The following is an 18,419-nucleotide window of genomic DNA, read 5'->3' on the forward strand; positions in this document are numbered from 1 at the left end:
GGATTCCCGCCTTCGCGGGAATGACGATCGGAGGGGACGCGGCAAATCGAGTCTATACCGCTGTCGAATGCCGCCGACCCCGCAACCCAGGACTGACGGGCGGCGCAACCGCACCGCCCTCGTCTCGCTTCACGACGCAGGCAACGCCTGCATTGCTGACACCCGTCGCTTACGACGCCGCGCCAATCTGCGCATGCAACTCCTGCAACGACCACACCGGGCCCTTGCCGCGATAGTCCAGCGAACCCACCAGCGCGCGCGCGCCCGACACCGTGGTCGAGTACGTCACCCGCTGCTGCAGGGCTTCGCGACGGATCGAGAACGAGTCCGAAATCGCCTGGCGGCCTTCGGTGGTGTTGATGATATAGACGAGTTCGCCGTTCTTGATCAGGTCGACGACGTGCGGACGGCCTTCGGTGACCTTGTTGACCGATTCGCAGATCACGCCATGCTCGGCGAAGAACGCCTGGGTGCCGCTGGTCGCGACCAGGCTGTAGCCGCGGCGCAGCAGTTCCTGCGCCACCGGCAGCACGCGCAGCTTGTCCGGGTCGCGCACCGAGATGAACACCTTGCCCACCGGCGGCGCCTTGATGCCGCCGGCTTCCTGCGCGCGCGCCATGGCCGCGCCGAAGTTCTTGCCCACGCCCATCACTTCGCCGGTGGAACGCATCTCCGGTCCGAGGATCGGGTCGACGCCCTGGAACTTGGCGAACGGGAAGATCGCTTCCTTGACCGAGTAGTAGTCCGGCACGATTTCTTCCAGCGCGCCTTGCGAGGCCAACGTCTGGCCCACCATGCAGCGCGCGGCGATCTTCGCCAGCGCCATGCCGGTGGCCTTGGACACGAACGGCACCGTGCGCGAGGCGCGCGGGTTCACTTCGATCAGGAAGATCGTGTCGTTGCCTTGCGCGTCGGTCTGGATCGCGAACTGGGTGTTCATCAGCCCGACCACCTTGAGCGCCTTGGCCAGCGCCACGACCTGCTCGCGCAGTTTTTCCTGGGTGCCGGCGCTGAGCGAATACGGCGGCAGCGAGCACGAGGAGTCGCCCGAATGCACGCCGGCTTCTTCGATGTGCTCCATCACGCCGCCGATCAGCACCCGGCCTTCGCGGTCGGCGATGATGTCGACGTCGACCTCGACCGCGTTATCGAGGAAGCGGTCCAACAACACCGGCGAATCGTTCGACACCTTGACCGCATCGCGAATGTAACGGGTCAGGTCGGCGTCGGAATAGACGATTTCCATCGCCCGGCCGCCGAGCACGTAGCTCGGACGCACCACCATCGGGTAACCGATCTGGTTGGCCAGCATCAGCGCTTCGTCGGGATTGCGCGCGGTGCGGTTGATCGGCTGGGCCAGGCCCAGGTCCTGCACCAGCTTCTGGAAACGCTCGCGGTCTTCAGCCAGGTCGATGCTGTCGGGCGAGGTGCCGATGATCGGCACGCCGTTGGCTTCCAGCGCGCGCGCGAGCTTGAGCGGGGTCTGGCCGCCGTACTGCACGATCACGCCCTTGGGCTTTTCGAGGTCGGCGATTTCCAGCACGTCCTCGAGCGTCAGCGGTTCGAAGTACAGGCGGTCGGAGGTGTCGTAATCGGTCGACACGGTTTCCGGATTGCAGTTGACCATGATGGTTTCATAGCCGTCCTCGCGCAGGGCGAGCGCGGCATGTACGCAGCAGTAGTCGAACTCGATGCCTTGGCCGATGCGGTTGGGGCCGCCGCCGAGCACGATGATCTTGTCGCGATTGCTCGGATTGGCTTCGCACTCGTCCTCGTAGGTCGAGTACATGTAGGCGGTGGTGGTGGCGAACTCGGCGGCGCAGGAGTCCACGCGCTTGTACACCGGGCGCACGCCGAACGCGCGGCGCAGCGTGCGCACCGCGGTTTCGTCGGTGCCGGTGAGCTGGGCGATGCGCGCATCGGAGAAGCCCATGCGCTTGAGCGCGCGCATGCGCGGCTTGTCGAGCGCGCCCAGGCCGGCGTCGGCCACTTCGCCTTCGGTCGCGATCAATTCCTCGATCTGGTCCAGGAACCACGGATCGACGAACGACAGCGCATGCACGTCCTCGACGCTCATGCCGGCGCGGAACGCATCGCCGATATGGAACATGCGCTCCGGGCCGGGCTCCTTGAGCTCGCGGCGCAGCTTGGTCATATCGATTTCGCTGCTCAGGTCCAGACCGGTCGGGTCGAGGCCGACCTTGCCGGTTTCCAGGCCGCGCAGCGCCTTCTGCAGCGATTCCTGGAAGGTGCGGCCCATCGCCATGACTTCGCCGACCGACTTCATCTGCGTGGTCAGGCGCGCGTCAGCCTGCGGGAACTTCTCGAACGCGAAGCGCGGGATCTTGGTGACGACGTAGTCGATGCTCGGCTCGAACGACGCCGGGGTCGCGCCGCCGGTGATCTCGTTGCGCAGTTCGTCGAGGGTGTAGCCGACCGCGAGCTTGGCGGCGATCTTGGCGATCGGGAACCCGGTCGCTTTCGAAGCCAGCGCCGAGGAGCGCGACACGCGCGGGTTCATTTCGATCACCACCACGCGGCCGTTCTGGGCGTTGATGCCGAACTGGACGTTAGAGCCGCCGGTGTCGACGCCGATCTTGCGCAACACCGCGATCGAGGCATCGCGCAGGCGCTGGTATTCCTTGTCGGTGAGCGTCTGCGCCGGCGCGACAGTGATCGAGTCGCCGGTGTGCACGCCCATCGCGTCGAAGTTTTCGATCGAGCACACGATGATGCAGTTGTCCGCGGTGTCGCGGACCACTTCCATTTCGAATTCCTTCCAGCCCAGCACCGATTCCTCTACCAGCACTTCGGTGGTCGGCGACAGTTCCAGGCCGCGGGTGACGATATCGATCAGCTCTTCGCGGTTGTAGGCGATGCCGCCGCCGCTGCCGCCCAGGGTGAAGCTGGGACGGATGATGGTCGGATAGCCGACCCGGGTCTGGATGTCGATCGCTTCTTCCAGGGTGCGCGCGACTTCGGCCTTCGGGCATTCCAGGCCGATCTCCTTCATCGCCACGCGGAACAGCTCGCGGTCTTCGGCCATGCGGATCGCTTCGCGCTTGGCGCCGATCAGCTCGACGTTGTACTTCTCCAGCACGCCGTTGTCGGCCAGGTCGAGCGCGCAGTTCAGCGCGGTCTGGCCGCCCATGGTCGGCAGCAGCGCGTCGGGCTTTTCCTTGGCGATGATCTTCTCGACCGTCTGCCAGTTGATCGGCTCGATGTAGACCGCGTCGGCCATGTTCGGGTCGGTCATAATCGTGGCCGGATTCGAGTTGACCAGGACCACGCGGTAGCCCTCGTCGCGCAGCGCCTTGCAGGCTTGCGCGCCGGAGTAGTCGAACTCGCAGGCCTGGCCGATCACGATCGGGCCGGCGCCGATGATCAGGACGGTTTTGATGTCGGTACGCTTGGGCATCGGTAGTTACTCGTAATGGCTATTTGGTTGGAGCGACCGCTCGGGAGAATCATTCGTCGCGGCATCTTTCATGCGCGCGCCACATCGTTCATCCACTCGCGGGCCTTGAAAATAAGTATTTCGGTATCTGGCAGCTTTCGACCGCCTCGCGCATGACGCCCTGCACGATTCCATCGCCGAACAGTTCTTTCGCGTTGGGGAAGCTGCTGTAAACCGACTCGATTCCGGTTAAACGGCGCAGCAGCTGATGTTCATCGCGCGAGACGAACGCGGTGAATGCCTCGCGTTGGCGCGGATTGGTTGTCGCGATCACTTGTTGCAACAGCGCCTTCGAATCGGATGCATCCGGATTTTTCTTGCCTGCCTCGATCGCGAGATCGGCCAGCTTCGCGAAGACATCGGCGGCGCCGGCCGACAACACCGCCAGATCGGCATCGACCAACTGCGGATGCGTTTTCGCGTACTCGGCCATTTCGGCGCGCCTGAATTCGCGGTAGCCGCGCGTCGACAATTTCCCGCGAGCGCAGCTCAACCACTGCGGCTCGAGATCCTCGGCCGCGATCGATTGCAAGGGCCAGCGCAGATCGGCCGCGGCCGCGGCATCGAACTGCGGGCCGAGCGGAATCATCCTTACGATCATGTCGGCCAGTCGATCGTTGCGGGCGGCCTCGAACGCCGCCGACGGCTCGGCGGCCGCGGCGTGGCTCATCGCCAGCGCGCCGATCAGCAGACCGGCCCAGCGCATGGCTCCGATCCGACGTTGCGGCAATCGTAAGGATGTCATGTCAGTACAACCGGTCCTGCCAGGATGAAGGCGCGCGCCAGGTGATTTGCTCGGGCGATCGCGCATCGATCGCTCCGTGGTCGACCGCGGCGCGAACTTCGCGCTGCATCGCGGTCCAGTTTTCAGCGGCGGCGCCCACGCGCGCGCCGATGCGGTTGTTGTGGGCGTCCATCGCCCGGCTCGCATTGCCTTCGCCGCCTCGCTCCATCACCTGCGTCACCCAATCGACGCAACGCGGCGACAGGGTGTAGGCGACGATCGCGCTGGCCAGGCTGTGGCGGTACGCATCGGCCGGGCCGTTGCGTCCGCCGGGAAGACCGGCGGCGAACCATTGGGTGTAGACCGCGATCATCACGAACGCGGGATACGCGCCGAGCACCACCAGCAACGCCAATGCACGCGAACGCCAGCGGCGTCGACGCGTCGGCGTGGCCGGCGCCGCGCTCATCAGGCGGCCTTGGCCTGTTCCATCGACACCACGAACCGATCAAACAACGGCGACACATCGTGCGGGCCCGGGCTCGCTTCCGGGTGACCCTGAAAACTGAAGGCCGGCGCGTCGGTCAGGGCGATGCCCTGGTTGCTGCCGTCGAACAGCGAGCGGTGGGTCACGCGCACGTTGCCCGGCAGGCTCGCTTCATCGACCGCGAAACCGTGGTTCTGCGAGGTGATCATCACCCGGCCGCTGTCGAGGTCCTGGACCGGATGGTTCGCGCCGTGATGGCCGAACTTCATCTTCAAGGTCTTCGCGCCAGAGGCCAGGCCGAGCAGCTGATGGCCGAGGCAGATGCCGAAGGTCGGGATCTTGCGGGCGATGAATTCCTTGATCGCCGCGATCGCGTAATCGCAGGGTTCCGGATCGCCGGGACCGTTGGACAGGAATACGCCGTCGGGATTGAGCGCCAGCACCTCGGCGGCCGGGGTCTGCGCCGGCACCACGGTCACCCGGCAGCCCCGCTCGGCGAGCATGCGCAGGATATTGAGTTTGACGCCGAAGTCGTAGGCGACGACATGGAAGCGCGACTCAGCCGTCACGAACGCGTTGCGGTCGAGATCGAGCTGACCTTCGGTCCACTCGTAACGTTCGCGCGTGCAGACTTCCTTGGCCAGGTCCATGCCCTTCAGGCCCGGGAACTTGCGCGCGGCTTCGATCGCCTTGGCGACGTCGATCTCGCCGGCCATCAGCGCGCCGTTCTGCGCGCCGGTGTCGCGCAGCAGACGGGTCAGCTTGCGGGTGTCGATGTCGGAGATCGCGACCACGCCGCGATCGGCCAGCCACTGCGGCAACGCGATCGTGCTGCGCCAGTTGCTGGGTCGGCGCGGCACGTCGCGCACGATCAGGCCGCTGGCCCAGACCTGGCGGGCTTCGTCGTCCTGCGCGGTGATGCCGGTGTTGCCGACGTGCGGGTAGGTCAGCGTGACCAGCTGACGGGCGTACGAGGGATCGGTGAGGATTTCCTGGTAGCCGGTGATCGCGGTGTTGAATACGACTTCGCCGACGCTGAGGCCGGGCGCGCCTACGGAAACGCCCTCGAACACGGTGCCGTCTTCGAGTGCGAGGATTGCGGGTTGGGTCACGGGGGGATCGCCTTGGCTGCCAAAGGATCTGATCCCGTGCGCGACATCGGCAAAACCGACTTGCAGCAAAACACGGACGCGGTGCGGGACCGGTCCGGCGTGCGGGATTCAGGCGAGCCGGAATTCTAGCGGCGATGGGCCTCGGGCGCCAGCCTCAATGTGGCCGCAGGCGGCAATTCGGGTGTTTGGGCGGGGCGGCGCTTCAGGTTTGGGCGGTGGTTTGGCGGGGGTGTTCAGGTGGGGCTGCTTAGGAGCAAATCCCCCCTGCCCCCTTTTTTAAAGGGGGGAAGCGTCTTGGGGATTTGGTAAACGGGGCGGAATGTCGCTTCGGACACGCTTTCCGTTATCGAAATATGCGGCTGCAGCGTCGGTTCGATTGACGACCAAGCCATGAACAGCGACCGCCCCACTGTTCTTCCCCCTTTGTAGAGGGGGATCGAGGGGGATTTGCTCTGCCGCTCTGCCTGCCGTCCTACCGCCCGCGGCCCCGTTCAGAGATTCGGAAACATCAGCTCCGCCAGCCCGTACCGCCCCGGCGCTTGATGGGCGACGCGCAGCGCCGCCTCGAGCGCGCCGCGCGCGAAGATGTCGCGGTTGCTGGCGCGGTGGATCAGTTCCAGCCGCTCGCCGGCCGCGGCGAACTGCACGGTGTGTTCGCCGACGATGTCGCCGGCGCGCAGGCTGGCGTAATGCGGCTCCTCGCCGCGGCCGATCGCGGCGGCCGCGCCCAGGTGCAGCGCGGTGCCCGACGGCGCGTCGAGCTTGCGGGTATGGTGGGCCTCGATCACGTCGCAGTCCCAGCCCGGCAAGGCGGCCGCGGCGCGGCGCACCAGTTCGGTCAATACCGCCACGCCGAGGCTGTAGTTGGCCGCCCACACCACCGCGATGCGCGCGGCTGCGTCGTTGATCGCGGTGTTCTGCGCCGAACTCAGGCCGGTGGTGCCCGAGACCAGGGCCTTGCCGCGTTGCGCGCACAGCGCCAGCACCGGGTCGAAGCCGTCGGGCAGGCTGAAATCGATCGCCACGTCGAACTCGGGCGCGCCGTTCAATTCGGACACGGCGAAGTGCGGCACGCCGTCGATCACCCGCTGCGCGGGCTGCGAACGCGAGTACGCGGCGATCACGCGCAGGTCCTGGCGTTCGGCGGCGAGCCGCAGCAAGGCCTGGCCCATGCGGCCGGAGGCGCCGTGTATCAACAGTCGGGTGATTTCGCTCATGCGATCAGGCTAGCGGCGCAATCCGGCGGCGACAAGCGCGGACTTCGCCCGGTTCACATATCCGTGCGCGCGTGGCGCGCGATTCGCGCACGGACGATGCCGACAAGCTTGCCGTGGCTGTGCTCAGCCGGCACCGGGGCTTTCGTGAAAGCGCGCAAGCGCGTCGCGCAGCGAGCCGCCGTTCGGACCGATCAGATCGTCGACCCGCCAGCAGCCGCCTTCACGCGCGAGCCGCAGGCGCGCAACCTGTGCTTGCGAGGGCTGGTCGTCCCCCAGCGCGAACCTATAGCGCACCTGCACCATGTTTTCGCTCTCGGCGACGAAGCGCGGATCGCGCGCCTCGCCGTCCTGCGCGTCGAGCCAGGGATCGGCGCCGATCGCGCAGACCTCGCCGCCGTCGCCGCCGCAGGCCCGGTCCTGCTTCAACAAGCGCAACAATCGCGCCGAGACGATCCGCTCCAAACTCGGAAGCGGGTCGTTCCAGAAGGTGTAGTGGTCGCGGTAAAACGCGCCGGCCGTCGCGACCGGCGTATCGCCCAGGCAGGCGGCGCGCGTATCGCCGGCACCGACCAGCAGGCCAGCAGCGACAAGCGCTATCAACGGCATCGCAATACGCATAGCAACGTCCTTATTCGTACCAACGCCAGGCCGCGAGCAAGCCGTCGGCACGCCGTCCGTCGCCGTCGAGGAAGTCGGCGAGCGCATCGCGCACCTGCGCCCTCGCCCGCGGGCGCAGGTCGTCGTCTTCGTCCAACGCGGCCTCGCCGAGCGCGGTGTAGGCATTGGCCACGGTCGCGATCGCGCCGAACGCGGTGGCCAGATCGTCGGCGATCGGTCGCGGCGACCACGGGCCGCCGGCGAGGTCGAACAGCACCGCGCCGCTGCGCATGTCGAGAATGAAGGGATTGCCGCCCTCCATCGCCACGGTCAGCCATTCGTCCTTCCACCCGGGCAAGCGTTCGCCGCTCAGACCATGCCAGCGGTAACCGGCCTGCCGCGACCACAGCTTATGCAGCGGTGGGATGTCGACCGGGTTGCCGCCAGCGTCGATGCTCAACCCGATCGGTCCGACCGACGCGTGAAAGGTTTCGCCCCACGGACCGAGTTCGCGATAGAACGCTTCCAGCGTCGGCGGCAAGGCGATGTCGCCCTGCCACTGCGACACAGCCTGCGAGCGCAGTTCGCCCCAAGGCTCCAGTAATGGCCGCAACGATTCGTAGCTGCGCGTCATGGCTTACTGATACACCAACTGCGCCTTGAGATTGGGCAGCACTTTCTTCGCGAACGCCTGATAGGCGCGGTTGTATTCGGCGGTGCACACCGGCCCCAAAGTCACGTCCTCGATCACCCGGCTGGCTTCGAGCACATTGCCCTTGAGCGTATAGGTCGCGGTGTAGCGCGAACCGCCGGATTCCAGGCTCAGGTTCGGCGGCACCGCGATCACTTTCATCGTCGCCGGGAATTCGATCCGGTAGGTCTCTTCCGAACGTCCGCCGCCGCAGGTGCCGTCGCCTTCGTCCTTGTCGATCTCGGCGGTGGCGCTGCCGACCAATGCACTGACCGGCATCGGGCTGAAGAAACTCGGCCCGAGCGCGAACGCGCCCGGTACCGGCAAGGCCTGCTTGACCTCGAACTGCGTGCGATAACGATGTTCGCCGCGAAGCGGTTTGGGATCGTCCTGGGTGAAGCTGCCTTCGGCTTCCAGGCCGCCGCGCTTGAATACGTTCTTGACCATGTCCTTGGCGTCGTCGGCGCTGAGCTCGCGCAGGCTCGCGCGCATCGAGATGGCCGGCATGCCGCTGAGTTCGACCTCGACCGTGCCCTTCATCGACCCGTCCTCGAGCACGGTCAGGCGGGTGTTCATGCGCTGGCGGTTGTGCAGTTTGACGAAGCCCGGCGTCGACGCCTTCAACTCGGGCCGGTCGATGCGCAGCACCGGCTTGCCGGCGATCTGCGCCGGCAGTTCGCCGAACGGAATGCCCTTGGCGGTCGCGTCGACGTACAGGTCCAGGCCCGGCAGGTAATTGAGCACGTGGTTGACGCTCGACGCCACCGGCACCTTGGGCAGGGTGTAGACGTTGCCGGCGTTGATCAGCGCCTGGGTCGCCTCGATGCCCTTGGCCGCGAACAGCGCCTGCAGCAAGGTCGCGTGGTCCTTGCAGTCGCCGATGCGGTTGTCGAGCACGAATTCCTGATCGCGCGGCACCACCGCGCCCAGGCCGATGCAGTTGCCGGCATAGTTGATGTTGGTCGACACCCATTCGTACAGCGCCTGCGCGACCGCGCGCTGATCGGTCTTGCCGGCGGCGATTTCGTCGGCGAGCTTGCGCACCCGCGCGGTCGGCACCGCCTTGGGCAGCGCGCGCTCGCCGTAGGCCTTGGCGATGTCGCCGTAGCTGCGGAAGGTTGACAGGGCGTAGCCGTTGTAGCGTTCGATATCGAAGATCGAGGCCGGGTCGGATTCGCGCTTGACCGGGCTCAGGTTCTGGTAGGTCCACTCGACGATATGGCGGCCGCCGACGGTTTCGTCGCGCACCTGCTTGAGCTTGCCGAAGGTCTGCTGCTGGGTCCACAGCCCGGCGGGCAGATCGATCTTGATCCGCAAATCGCCCATGTAAGCGGTGTCGGTGAAACTGGTGATATCGGAAAAATGCCCGTCGAACATCGCCTTCTTGCCGACCAGCCGGTAGTTCAGCACCACGGTGTCGCCGACCGCGACGTCGGGGAACACGAGGCGGGTGGTGGCGATGTCCGAGAACGCCGGGCCGCCGCCTTCGCGGCCGTCGTTGGTCTCGACCTGGAAATTCGACTTGGGCACATCGATGCGGCGACCGTCGGCCTTGCGGGTATAGGCCTCGACCACGTCGAGGGTCTGGATGCTGGCGCTGTAGCCGATCGATTCGTGCTTGGCGTATTCGATCGCGCGTTCGTCGAGCACCTTGAACGCGGTTTCGTGCTGCTCGACGTAGCTGCCGTCGGCCTGCACGGTGTAACTGAGATACGAGCGCTCCCTGCGGATCGGGTCGTCCGAGGCCGCCGCGGCGGCGGGTTTGACCACGGGCGTGGCGCTGGCCGCCGGCGCGGTGCCGGCGCGATCGGCCGGCGCGGTCTGCGCGATCGCCGCGCCGCCGATGAGTGCAAGACAAACCGCGGCCGACAGCCGCTGCATCGCGATGCGCATCCTTTCTTCCCCTGTTCCCTGTGTGGTGGACGGCCGCGCGATCGCGGACCGGCGCCGTCGCGCCGAGCGTCGGCGCGGAAACGTTCTACCACATCCCCGGCGTGCCGGAGTTGGCGATCACGGCGCCCGCGAACACGCGCTTCGCGGCGCGCCGATTGCCGATGCGCGGCAACGAACCGGGTGGTCGACGCCCGATGTCGTCGGACGCGAAAGAACGTATGCGCCGCCCACGAAAAAGGGGGCGCCGAAGCCCCCTTGTCCGGACACGCGTCGCGCACGCGGCGCGACGCGCTGCGCCACGATCAGGACGTCATCCGATCCCAGAATCCCTTGACCCCGTCCAGAAAGGTGGAGGACCGTGGCGAGTGCTTTCGCGCCCCCTCACCCACGAACGTCGCTTCGAATTTCTCCAGAAGCTCGCGTTGTTCCGTTGTGAGATTGACCGGCGTCTCGACCACGACGCGGCAGTACAGGTCGCCGGTCTTGCGGCTGCGCACCGACTTGACGCCCTTGTCGCGCAGGCGGAACAGCTTGCCGCTCTGGGTTTCGAAGGGAATGCGCAATTCGACTTCGCCGCCCAGGGTCGGCACCCGGATGATGTCGCCGAGCGCGGCTTGCGAGATGCGGATCGGCACGTCGCAATGCAGGTCGTCGCCGTCGCGCTGGAAGATCTCGTGCTCGCGCACGCGCACTTCCACGTACAGATCGCCCGGCGGCGAACCGGTCGGGCCGGCCTCGCCTTCGCCGGTCAGGCGGATGCGGTCGCCGTTGTCGACGCCGGCCGGAATCTTGACCTGCAAGGTCTTGGTGCGTTCAACCCGGCCCTGCCCGTGGCAATCGGCGCAGGGATTGGCGATGGTCTTGCCGCTGCCGTTGCAGTGCGGGCAGCTTTGCTGCATCGAGAAGATGCCGCGCTGGATGCGCACCTGGCCGTGGCCTTTGCAGGTGCCGCAGGTCTCGACCTTGCCGTCGGCCGAACCGCTGCCGTTGCAGGTCTCGCAGGCGTCGAGGGTGGGGATTTCGATCTGTTTTTCGACCCCGCCGACCGCTTCTTCCAGCGACAGCTCCATTACGTAGCCGATGTCGGCGCCGCGACGCGGACCGCGCGCGCCACCGCCGCCACCTCCGAAGATGTTGCCGAAGATGTCGCCGAAGATGTCGCCCATGTCCGAGAACCCCGGACCGCCGGCGCCGCCGCCATTGCCGTGCTCGAACGCGGCATGGCCGTGCTGATCGTAGGCGCGGCGCTTGTTGGCGTCGGCCAGGATTTCGTAGGCCTCCTTGCACTCCTTGAACGCGGCCTCGGCGGCCGAGTCGCCCGGATTGCGGTCCGGGTGGTGTTTCATCGCACAGCGGCGATAGGCCTTCTTGAGGTCGTCGTCGCTGGCGTTGCGCGCAACGCCCAGCACTTCGTAGTAGTCGCGTTTGCTCATGGGCTGGGTTCGGGAATCGGGAATCGAGAGTCGGGAATCGTTAAATCAAAAGCGGGCGGCGCGTGAGAAACGCCTGCCGCCCGCGACGGATGCAAGAACGGGGAATCGGCGTCCACGGGCCGCACGCACACGTCGCGCGCCCATTCCCGATTCCCCATTCCCGATTCCCGGCTTACTTTTTGTCGTCCTTCACTTCAGTGAACTCCGCGTCGACCACGTCGTCGGCCTTGGCCGACGCGCCGCCGTCGTCGGCCGGGGCGCCTTCGCCCGGCTGACCGGCGTTGGCCGCCGCGAACAGCGACTGCGCGGCCTCTTCCAGCGCCTTCGACTTGGCCTCGATCTGGCCCTTGTCGTCGCCCTTCATCGCCGTTTCCAGCTCCGAGATCGCCGCTTCGGCGCGGCCGATCTGGTCGCCCGGCAACTTCTCGCCGTGCTCCTTGATCGTGCTGCGGGTCATGTGGATCAGGCCGTCGGCGTGGTTGCGCGCCTGCACCAGTTCCTGGAACTTCTGGTCTTCCTCGCGGTTGGCTTCCGCGTCGGCGACCATCTTGGCGATCTCTTCCTCGGACAGGCCCGAGCCGCCCTTGATCTCGACCTTCTGTTCCTTGTTGGTCTTCTTGTCCTTGGCGCTGACGTGGATGATGCCGTTGGCGTCGATGTCGAACGACACCTCGACCTGCGGCATGCCGCGCGGCGAGGGCTCGATGCCGGACAGGTCGAAGCGGGCCAGCGACTTGTTGAAGCGGGCCTGATCGCGTTCACCCTGCAGCACATGCACGGTCACCGCGGACTGGTTGTCCTCGGCGGTCGAGAAGGTCTGCGAGGCCTTGGTCGGAACCGTGGTGTTCTTCTCGATGATCTTGGTGAACACGCCGCCCAGGGTTTCGATGCCCAGGCTCAGCGGGGTCACGTCGAGCAGCAGCACGTCCTTGACGTCGCCGGCCAGCACGCCGCCCTGGATCGCGGCACCGACGGCGACCGCTTCATCCGGGTTGACGTCCTTGCGCGGCTCCTTGCCGAAGAACTCGGCCACGGCCTGGCTGACCTTGGGCATGCGGGTCTGACCGCCGACCAAAATCACCTCGGCCACGTCGCTGGCGCGAAGGCCGGCGTCGTTGAGCGCGATGCGGCACGGCTCGATCGTCTTCTTGACCAGATCCTCGACCAGCGACTCCAGCTTGGCGCGGGTCAGCTTGATGTTGAGGTGCTTCGGGCCCGACGCGTCGGCGGTGACGTACGGCAGGTTGACTTCGGTCTGCTGCGAGGACGACAGCTCGATCTTGGCGCGCTCGGCCGCATCCTTCAGGCGCTGCAGGGCCAGCGGATCCTTGCGCAGGTCGATGCCCTGATCCTTCTGGAACTCTTCGACCAAGTAGTCGATGACGCGCTTGTCGAAATCTTCGCCGCCCAGGAACGTATCGCCGTTGGTCGACAGCACTTCCACCTGCATTTCGCCGTCGACGGACGCGATCTCGATGATCGACACGTCGAAGGTGCCGCCGCCGAGGTCGTAGACCGCGATCTTGCGATCGCCGCCCTTCTTGTCCATGCCGTAGGCCAACGCGGCCGCGGTGGGTTCGTTGATGATGCGCTTGACTTCAAGGCCGGCGATCTTGCCCGCGTCCTTGGTCGCCTGGCGCTGGCTGTCGTTGAAGTAAGCCGGCACGGTGATGACCGCTTCGGTGACCGGCTCGCCCAGGTAGGCTTCGGCGGTCTTCTTCATCTTGCCGAGCACTTCGGCCGAGATCTGCTGCGGCGCCATCTTGTTGCCGTCGATGGTCTGCACCCAGGCGTCGCCGTTGTCGTGCGCGGCGATGCCATAGGGCACCAGGCCGATGTCCTTCTGCACTTCGGCGTCGGTGAACTTGCGGCCGATCAGGCGCTTCACCGCGTAGAAGGTGTTCTTCGGATTGGTGACCGCCTGGCGCTTGGCCGACGCGCCGACCAGGACTTCGCCGTCCTTGGTGAACGCGACGATCGACGGCGTGGTGCGGTCGCCTTCGGAGTTTTCGATGACCTTGGCCTTGCCGCCTTCCATGATCGAAACGCAGGAATTGGTGGTGCCCAGGTCGATGCCGATGATCTTGCCCATGGATGTTGCTCCCTCTCTCAATGCTTCAATGTTGGGGGCGGCGCGATTGCTGCAGGCCGCCGATGTGCGATATCTGGGGCTCGGTGCCGGGCAGTTCAAGCGCCCGTGCCCTGCCCTTTAACTTCGGGTGAACTTCGCGGACCGGGCCGATGCGAGCCCCGCCGCGTGCGATTCGATGGTTCGGTTCAGTCCTGGCTGACCACGACCAGGGCCGGGCGCAGCAGGCGCTCGTTGAGCAGCCAGCCCTTCTGGTAGACCTGGACCACGTGGTTCGGCGCGACGCCCGGCGCGGGCACCAAGCTCATCGCCTGATGGTGCTCGGGATTGAACGGCTGGCCGACCGGGTCGACCGCGACCAGGCCGTTGTCGCCGGCGACCTTGAGCAACTGGCGCAGGGTCAGTTCCATGCCTTCGCGCAGCGCGTTGGGCTCGCCGCCGGCCACGCCCAGCCCGGCTTCCAGGCTGTCGATCACCGGCAGCAGGTCGCCGAGCAGGCGCTCGTTGGCGAACTTGCGGGCCATGTCGATATCGCGGGCCACGCGCTTGCGCTGGTTGTCGAGTTCGGCGCGTTCGCGCAGCGAGTCTTCGCGCAGCCGGGTCAACTCGGCGCGCAGGCTCTCGACCTCGCTCGGCTCGGCATTCGCCGCGGCGGTCGGGTCGTCGAGGTGCAGATCGGGGTTGGGGTCGTTTTGGCTCATGCTGGGTCCTGGCGGTTTTTCCGCGACAGGCCAGCTATGGGGCCGCGGCCGGACCATTCAAGTGCCGGGATCTGCGGCGATCGTGCGGGATCGGCGCTCAGTTGCGGCGAGCGGGGATGGTTTCGGGACAATCTCGGCAGTGCTTAAGGCGATTGCCGCCCGCTACGTCGATCATCGGGCCGCCCCCTGTAGGAGCGGCGCAAGTCGCGAGCGCGCCACGACAAACCCCGGCGCCAGCCTGGGCTTGCCGTGAGGGTTACCCGGCGCAACCAGTCCTGCGCGGGAAGACGGAATTCGCGGTCGCGGCTCGCGCCGCTCCTCCAGGGGCCGCCGATCCGCAAACGCAGCGACGGCCCCCTACTCGGCCTCGGGCGCCCCGAACGCATTGCCCAGCGCATCGGCCGCCGCCTGCACCACCGGGATCACCCGGTCGTAGGCCATCCGGGTCGGCCCGATCACCCCCAGCACGCCAAGCACGCGGCCGCCGGAGGTGTACGGCGCGGTCACCAGCGACACGCCTTCCAGCGGCGCCAGCCCGGTTTCCTCGCCGATGAAGATGCGCACGCCCGGCGCCTGCACGGTGCGTTCGAGCAGTTGCAGGATCTCGCGCTTGCGCGCGAACGCTTCGAACAGCTCGCGCAGCCGGTCGAGGTCGGCCAGCTCCTGCACGCCCATCAGCCGGGTCTGTCCGGCCAGGACCATGTCGTCGTTGTCCGGGATCAGCACCTGCTCGGCCAGTTCGACCGACTGCGCCAGCAGCGTCTGCATCTCGGACTGGGCGTTGCGCAGTTCCAGCAGCAGCACGTCGCGGATCTCCGAGACCGGCCGGCCGGCGAAATGCGCGTTGAGGTAGTTGCCGACCCGCTCCAGCTCGCCGGCCTCGTACGGGCGGCGTGTCTGGATGATGCGGTTCTGCACGTCCTGATCGGCGAAGACCAGGATGGCCAGCACCCGCTGCGCGTCCAGCGGCACGAAGTCGATGCGCCGGAACGCGAATTGCTCGCGCTTGGGCACGCTGACCACGCCGACGAAATGGGTCATCGCCGACAGCAGTTCCGAAGCGCTGCCGAGCAAGGCCTGGGTGCCGGTGCCCGACGGCAGTTCGCTGCGCAGGCGCGCGAGATCGCCTTCCGGCAGCGGCCGCACCTGCAGCAGCGAGTCGACGAACAGGCGGTAGCCCTGCGAGGTCGGAATGCGCCCGGCCGAGGCATGCGGAGCGCTGAGCAGGCCGGCGTCCTCGAGGTCGCCGAGGATGTTGCGGATGGTCGCCGCGCTGACATCCAGCCCGGCGTGCTTGGCCAGGGTCTGCGACCCGACCGGCTCGCCGCTGTGGATGTAGCGGCCGATCAGCGTGCGCAGCAATTGGCGCGCGCGCGGGTCGAGGCTGGGATCGGGGCGGCGGTTCATGAGTGTGGATATAAGCGCCGGTGGGGGAAGGTGCAAGGGTTGGTTGGGGGCGGGATTCGGGATTGGAGATTCGGGATTGGGGGAAGCCTTGGGAATCGGGAATCGGGAATCGGGAATCGGGAATCGTAAAGAGCATGACGCGATCGGTTGCCACTCTGTCGGGGCCCGCTTTCAGCTTTTGCTCGTCATTCCCGCGAAGGCGGGAATCCAGAGACTTCAGAGTCATGTCGCGGTGAAGCCCTGGATGTTCGGCTTCGCCGAAATGAAGCGGGGCCCGTCTTCGCGGGAATGACGAGCAAAAGCAACGCGGCCCGTCCAGCAAAAATCAACGAGGCCCTGACTGGCAAAACATCGAGCCCCCGACCAGCAAACCCAAACAGACCGGCCCTCGTCCCCCAATCTCACCCCATGATCCACCCCGCCCCTACGCTCGCCCCCGCCGCCGCTCCCATTCCCAGCCCCGCTCGCTCAAGGCACAATCGCCGCCGCATGCTCGCCCACCTCTCGCTCAAGCAATTTGCCGTCGTCAGCGCCGCCGAACTCAGTTTCGGACCCGGCCTCACCGTGATCTCCGGCGAAACCGGCGCCGGCAAGTCGCTGCTGGTCGACGCCCTCGGCCTGTTGTCGGGCCTGCGCGCCGACAGCGGCGTGGTCCGCCACGGCGCCGACCGCGCCGAACTGGTCGCCGACTTCACCCTCGACGACGCCCCGCAAGCCGCCGACTGGCTGCGCGACAACGAACTCGACGAAACCGGCGACGGCGACGCGCCGGTCTGCCAGATCCGCCGGGTGATCCGCGCCGACGGTGGGTCGCGCGCTTGGGTCAACGGCCGACCGGTCACCCTGAGCCAGCTCGGCGAACTGGCCGGGCGCCTAGTTGAAATCCACGGCCAGCACGAACACCAGGCGCTGATGGCCAAGGCCAGCCAGCTGACCCTGCTCGACGCCTACGGCCGCACCGACGCCGCGCGCGGCGCGGTCGAGACCGCCGCGCGCGCGTGGAGCGCGCTGCTGCGCGAGCGCGACACGCTGATGGCGCAAGGCGACGTGTCCGACCGGATCGGCTGGCTCGAACACCAACACCGCGAACTCGAACGCGAAGCGCTCGACCCCGAGGCGCTGCTCAAGCTCACCGCCGACCATCGCCGCCACGCCCACGCCGCCGGCCTGATCGCCGCCTGCGAAGCCGCGTTCGCGCGCATCGGCGGCGACGAAGGACCCTCGCTGACCCGCACCCTGCAGCAGGTACGCGCCGAACTGCAGCGTGTGACCGAACACGAACCGCGCCTGGGCGAAGTCGACGCCATGCTCGACAACGCCGCGATCCAGATCGACGAAGCCATGACCCTGCTCGACCGGGTCCGCGACGACCTCGACCTGGACCCGTCCGCGTTCGAACAGATCGAAAGCCGGATCGGCCGCCTGCACGAACTGGCGCGCAAGCACCGCATCGCCCCCGAACAACTGGCAGCGACCCGCGACGGCATCGCCGCCGAACTGGAGATGCTGCGCGGCGCGGGCGTGCGCCTGGAGTCGCTCGACCTGGAAATCGAAGCCGCGCGTAAAGGCTGGCGCAAGGCCGCCGACGTGCTCGGCAAGGCCCGCCGCGATGCGGCGAAGTCGTTGTCGACCAAGACCACCGAACTGATCGGCGAACTGGGCATGGCCGGCGGCCGTTTCGACGTCGCGATCGAACCGCTCGAGGAAGACCGGCCCGATCCCAACGGCGGCGAACGCATCGAATTCCTGGTCGCGGCCAACCCCGGCCAGCCCGCGCGCGCGCTGCGCAAGGTCGCCTCGGGCGGCGAGTTGTCGCGCATCTCGCTGGCGATCGAAGTCGCCGCGTTCGGCATGGACGCGGTGCCGACCATGGTGTTCGACGAAGTCGATTCGGGCATCGGCGGCGCGGTGGCCGAGATCGTCGGCCAGAAACTGCGCGCCCTCGGCGCCAGCCGCCAGGTGCTGTGCGTGACCCACCTGGCCCAGGTCGCGGCCCAGGGCCACGCCCACTACCGGGTCAGCAAGGCCGCCAGCGAAGGCGTCACCCAGAGCGCCGTGCAGGTGCTCGCGGCCAAGCAGCGCGAAGAGGAATTGGCGCGCATGCTGGGTGGCGTCGAATTGACCAAGGAAGTGCGTGCGGCGGCCAAGCGGTTACTGGCGGATGTGGGTTAGGGGCCGGGATTCGGGATTGGGGATTCGGGATTGGGGAACAGCCCGGGAATCGGGAATCGGGAATCGGGAATCGGGAATCGGGAATCGGGAATCGATCAAAGCTTAGCGGCTTAGCTGCGCTGCTCTTCCTAATGCTGCTCTTCCTGTGCTGATCTTCTGCCGCACTTCTTCCGCTGCTGCGCAATCCCTGCTGTTCTAGCGCCACAGTTGCTCAGGTCATCCACTTCCACGGGCACCTATTCCGCCAGGCACCCGAAGCAACGCCACACCCCAGCCGCCTCGCTCCTTCCTACCGTCATTCCCGCGAAGGCGGGCTCCGCTTTACTTCGGCGGAGCCGAACATCCAGTGCCTTCCGTGCGAGAACGCTTGAAGTCACTGGATTCCCGCGTTCGCGGGAATGACGTTCTGGTTGGATGACGCTGAAGCCTCTGGATTCCC

Annotated in this window: 13 protein-coding genes; 1 reads left to right on the plus strand and 12 read right to left on the minus strand. The window is 66.8% G+C overall.

The annotated features are described in order from the left end of the window. Positions 1 to 169: 169 nt before the first annotated feature. The 12 genes from carB to hrcA all read right to left on the minus strand — a co-directional run bounded on the left by carB (position 170) and on the right by hrcA (position 15,808). Entirely contained in the window at positions 170 to 3,418 is a 3,249-nt protein-coding gene (gene carB, locus ASD86_RS20180) for a carbamoyl-phosphate synthase large subunit (protein WP_056114831.1), read from the minus strand. 88 nt (positions 3,419 to 3,506) lie between these two features. After that, positions 3,507 to 4,268: a hypothetical protein gene (locus ASD86_RS20185; protein ID WP_162253710.1), complete on the minus strand. Its 762-nt coding sequence runs from the start codon at positions 4,266 to 4,268 to the stop codon at positions 3,507 to 3,509. Further along, a complete protein-coding gene (locus ASD86_RS20190) occupies positions 4,204 to 4,650 on the minus strand; it encodes a hypothetical protein (protein ID WP_056114837.1) in 447 nt (148 codons plus the stop codon). Before ASD86_RS20190 ends, ASD86_RS20185 begins: the two co-directional genes overlap by 65 nt. Next, complete coding sequence (gene carA / locus ASD86_RS20195) at positions 4,650 to 5,780, minus strand: glutamine-hydrolyzing carbamoyl-phosphate synthase small subunit (protein ID WP_056115227.1); 1,131 nt, start codon at positions 5,778 to 5,780, stop codon at positions 4,650 to 4,652. The genes ASD86_RS20190 and carA overlap by 1 nt, the downstream gene beginning before the upstream one ends. Positions 5,781 to 6,271: 491 nt before the next feature. Continuing rightward, positions 6,272 to 6,997, minus strand: coding sequence for a 4-hydroxy-tetrahydrodipicolinate reductase (gene dapB / locus ASD86_RS20200; RefSeq protein ID WP_056114840.1), 726 nt, complete (start codon positions 6,995 to 6,997; stop codon positions 6,272 to 6,274). A gap of 123 nt (positions 6,998 to 7,120) precedes the next feature. After that, entirely contained in the window at positions 7,121 to 7,702 is a 582-nt protein-coding gene (locus ASD86_RS20205; RefSeq protein ID WP_162253711.1) for a DUF3828 domain-containing protein, read from the minus strand. Next, positions 7,626 to 8,228, minus strand: a complete 603-nt coding sequence (locus ASD86_RS27325; RefSeq protein WP_056114847.1) for a hypothetical protein — start codon at positions 8,226 to 8,228, stop codon at positions 7,626 to 7,628. The genes ASD86_RS20205 and ASD86_RS27325 overlap by 77 nt, the downstream gene beginning before the upstream one ends. Before the next feature lie 3 nt (positions 8,229 to 8,231). After that, positions 8,232 to 10,178 (minus strand): DUF3857 and transglutaminase domain-containing protein, encoded by a 1,947-nt coding sequence (locus ASD86_RS20215; RefSeq protein WP_082578545.1) that lies wholly within the window; start codon positions 10,176 to 10,178, stop codon positions 8,232 to 8,234. A 302-nt stretch (positions 10,179 to 10,480) separates the two neighbouring features. Continuing rightward, positions 10,481 to 11,611 (minus strand): molecular chaperone DnaJ, encoded by a 1,131-nt coding sequence (gene dnaJ, locus ASD86_RS20220; protein ID WP_056114852.1) that lies wholly within the window; start codon positions 11,609 to 11,611, stop codon positions 10,481 to 10,483. Positions 11,612 to 11,783: 172 nt separating this feature from the next. Then, entirely contained in the window at positions 11,784 to 13,703 is a 1,920-nt protein-coding gene (dnaK, locus tag ASD86_RS20225; protein WP_056114855.1) for a molecular chaperone DnaK, read from the minus strand. Between the two features lie 185 nt (positions 13,704 to 13,888). Beyond that, complete coding sequence (gene grpE / locus ASD86_RS20230; protein WP_056114858.1) at positions 13,889 to 14,401, minus strand: nucleotide exchange factor GrpE; 513 nt, start codon at positions 14,399 to 14,401, stop codon at positions 13,889 to 13,891. A gap of 357 nt (positions 14,402 to 14,758) precedes the next feature. Then, positions 14,759 to 15,808 carry a heat-inducible transcriptional repressor HrcA gene (hrcA, locus tag ASD86_RS20235; protein ID WP_056114863.1) on the minus strand — a complete coding sequence of 350 codons (1,050 nt, stop codon included), beginning with the start codon at positions 15,806 to 15,808 and terminating at the stop codon, positions 14,759 to 14,761. A gap of 489 nt (positions 15,809 to 16,297) precedes the next feature. On the opposite strand from hrcA, the gene recN reads away from it, so the two are divergent. Continuing rightward, a complete protein-coding gene (gene recN / locus ASD86_RS20245; protein ID WP_056114869.1) occupies positions 16,298 to 17,980 on the plus strand; it encodes a DNA repair protein RecN in 1,683 nt (560 codons plus the stop codon). The last annotated feature ends 439 nt before the right edge of the window (positions 17,981 to 18,419 follow it).

Source organism: Lysobacter sp. Root690, from assembly GCF_001427785.1.
In the GTDB taxonomy this organism is placed as follows: domain Bacteria; phylum Pseudomonadota; class Gammaproteobacteria; order Xanthomonadales; family Xanthomonadaceae; genus Lysobacter.